This is a genomic window from Phytobacter sp. V69, from assembly GCF_965644215.1.
GTDB lineage: Bacteria > Pseudomonadota > Gammaproteobacteria > Enterobacterales > Enterobacteriaceae > Phytobacter.
The window spans coordinates 1-3,462 of sequence record NZ_CBFFRL010000324.1 but is presented as its reverse complement, the minus strand read 5'-3'; the positions used below and the strand labels follow the sequence as shown (position 1 = coordinate 3,462).

Here is a 3,462-nt window from a genome sequence, read left to right as displayed (position 1 = left end):
TCAGGCAACCGTCTGTGGTGTTTGCAGAGCTAAGATTGGCGGCTTAGCGTTGCACTTCGGAGTTGAATCCGCCTTCTACAAATGTGAACAGGACTACCCGGCGTCTTCCGTTGTTATGCCTCGATGCTACCTATTATCGTTTTACTCTTGAGAACCAATTTGCATCACTGCAATGCGATTTTTATCTCCTTTTTTCACCACTATCGGCAGACCTTTTCTCAATAAATGCATCTGTCCGGGGGCAACCAGAGCTTTGGCTGAATATAGCTGGCTATCATCGAGATAGAAAAAAATATCAAAGAAATAATTGTTTCCATACATGGTGTTCGTCTGTTGCCATGACTCAATCCGGGATTTGTGGAGTATCCCCGGCCAGGTAGCACGCTTGAGGAAAATTCTTGCGGCGTGAATACTGGTCGAGTTACCCCTGAAAGTAAAAAAAACCCACACCAGACATAAGATAGGCGCTGCGATCCCCAATAGCATAAATACTAATTCGAGAGTCGATAGACTGGCAAAAAAAATTTTGAAGGACATACTACCCTCACGTGATAATAAACAATGAATTATTAGTAATATTTGTAACCGAATTCGTAATTTTAACCATCTCCAGATTAACGGTAATGTTGCTGGTTTTGGCTTTAAAAACTGTTTTCGACCAGTCTTTTAATTTAAAAGACGTTGAAGCCAGATTTGCTGAATTAGACAAAGCTGCAAAACTGGTAGATACCCCGGTCAGGGAAAGGCTATTGCCCGTTGCACTTTCGCTTAACGCAGTGATAGTCAGAGAGTGAATCTTGGGCTGGAATAATGCTTTCGGCGCATTGATATTAACGGATGTACCGCTGGTAATATTTATTTCATCCGGACTGTATATCGTAATCGTGCCGTCATTTACGTTTTGCTCCCAGTTACCACTATTAACGTTGACCACCACACCGCCCAGGATCGTTTCCGTTTTCCCGTCGGCACCGATAGTTGTGTCCTGACCCTTGTCATAGGTTTCTGTCAGTTTGCCGGTTACGTGATGGGACTCCGTACCGTTGATGGTCGTGTCGCGATAACTGGTCACCTCAACAGTGTCCCCTCCGTCCAGAATCGACAACGTCCGTCCTTTCTGAATCGTGGTGTGTTCCCCATTATTGAAGGTGTTCGTTTCAGTATTATCGACGGTAGTCGTCCGCTTCTGTTGATAATAAAAAGTCGCATCGCCAGTAACATCGTCTTTCTGTTCTTTTTTGATGACAGTCGTTCGTGTACCGTCAATGCTGACGTTTTGATCGTTTTCGACTGACACCGTCATATCTTTTTCCGAGTGCAGGTCGACAGATTCGCTTCCCTGCCTGTCTTCAAAGAAAAGATAGCTGGCATTATCTTTACTGCCATCTTTACTGCGTGTCATAAAGCCCATTCGCGTGGAGTCTGCCGGCAGTTCCCACGGGGGCATACTCGCTTCGTTGTACACGCGGCCGGTAATAATCGGCCGGTCCGGATCGCCGTTGATAAAGTCGATCACTACCTCATCGCCCACGCGCGGGATCTGTACGCCGCCAAAGCCCTGACCTGCCCACGCACTTGAAACCCTTACCCAACAGGAGCTGGTGTCATCACCTTTTGCCTGCCTGTCCCAGTGGAATTTCACTTTTACCCGACCATATCTGTCGGTCCAAATGGACTCTCCCTTGGGGCCGACCACACGCGCGGTCTGCGGCCCGTGCGTGCGTGGCCATTCTGTACGTTGTGCGGTTCGGAAGGTGGTCTCTGCCGGAATGACAACAAAATTAATATGGTGGACGCTGTTGGTCGCACTGCCACTGGCGTAGCTGTTTTCTTCAAGAGTGTAAGCCGCGCTGACAACGAGATACTCGCTGCTGCCACCTTTATATGGCGGGTTCCCAAGCGCAAAAGTGTACCCAGGGGTTATACCCAGTGCCGTACCGGCGGCATCGATACGCTGCTGCTCAGCCTGCCATTCTTCCTGGCGGATACGTGCGTAAAATTCACCGTGCTGATGGTCAACAAAACGCCCCGGCCATTCGTAATAATCAATCTGCCCTGGCGATGGAGAGGCGGGATTTTCCCGCGCCTGAAACATCCAGGCATTGGGCTTGCGGAAATCGTAGTCATCAATGCTGTAGAGACCTGGCGTCACGCGATCGCTGATGGCCCATTGCCCGATCCCCTCTTCGCTGGTCGTTCCGCCTGACTGGCTGGTGTGATACGGGATAACTTCATAACCACTGAAAGGTTGATGACTATCAGCTGTATCCATCAGTACCAGCGTATGAGAATCCGCCTCATGACGGAAAAAGAAATAAATCCCTTCCAGCTCCATCAGCCGGGAAATAAAGCTGTAGCTGCTTTCCTGATACTGGACACAGTACTCCCAGCTACGGTATTCACCGGTAAGCCTGTCTTCCGTTTTGACACCATATCCGGCCAGAACGGTCTTGATAATGTCAGGAGCCCGCTGATTCTGAAAAATACGCTGATTCCGGTCACGCAGGAGTGGCCATAAATCGGATTCAATTTTGAGAAGATAGACGGCATAACGCACACCATTCAGTTCGGTGCCCTGAAGGTTCACCTCGGTTATTTTGCCGTTGAAATAGCGTGGCTGCAGAGTCTGTGTCGGAACAGTCACCGTCAGGGATTTCCCCAGCAATGCCTTACGATCAATATTTTCGTCCTGACTCAGCATAGTGACGTTCAGTGAGAATGAGCGGGACATCACCTCCGTACCGTTCAATTTCCAGAACAGCAACGACTCAGCACCTGCTGGAGGAGTCACCGAAATACGGTTCAGCATTCTTCATCTCCGTGGGCGTTTTAACAACCTGTCAGCGGGATAAACTGTTAAACGCTAAGATTGAGGACTGCCCTGTAGCGGGTGTACAGAGCATGGGATTACAGTTAAATTTTAGCTAATCCCGTGAATCATTTGCATAATGTGCTCATATTACCGTTGTAAATTTCAGAGAGCACAAACTTATCCGTCATTTTTCCCCGTCATGGCGGATTTACAGACAATTCTTAAACACTCATCGGTGACCCAAATTTAACGTTACAGTGGGCCTGCGGCGGGTTGAGAACACCACGCGGTCATCAGCATCCGTCAGCCCGGTTTGCGCACGCTGATACCAACAATGTTCGCCGCACATACAACCATGCAACTTACCTCGATGAGCGAAAGTTATGATGCAGGAATTGGCGGATAAACTTGATGAGTGGGTAAGCAGCACTAACAGCAGTGCTGGTGGGTCCCATCACTTTACACAGGACTAAAGGTTGCAGGCGGTTGCTATCTTTTATAGCTGGCGTTGAAAATGCTTCGTCGTCCTTCAAATCGTTTTAATGATTCTGCCGGTACCGAGGAAATAAGCGCCTGGCGGATTCAACTCCGAAGTGCAACGCTAAGCCGCCAATCTTAGCTCTGCAAACACCACAGACGGTTGCCTGAAT

Annotated in this window: 2 protein-coding genes; both read right to left on the bottom strand. The window is 48.8% G+C overall.

Annotated elements, in window-relative coordinates; genetic code table 11:
• Nucleotides 1-141 precede the first annotated feature (141 nt).
• A complete protein-coding gene (locus tag ACSZPU_RS24500; protein ID WP_499004179.1) occupies nucleotides 142-537 on the bottom strand; it encodes a hypothetical protein in 396 nt (131 codons plus the stop codon).
• Nucleotides 538-544: 7 nt separating this feature from the next.
• Nucleotides 545-2,809 carry a type VI secretion system Vgr family protein gene (locus tag ACSZPU_RS24495; protein ID WP_499004178.1) on the bottom strand — a complete coding sequence of 755 codons (2,265 nt, stop codon included), beginning with the start codon at nucleotides 2,807-2,809 and terminating at the stop codon, nucleotides 545-547.
• Between the last annotated feature and the right edge of the window lie 653 nt (nucleotides 2,810-3,462).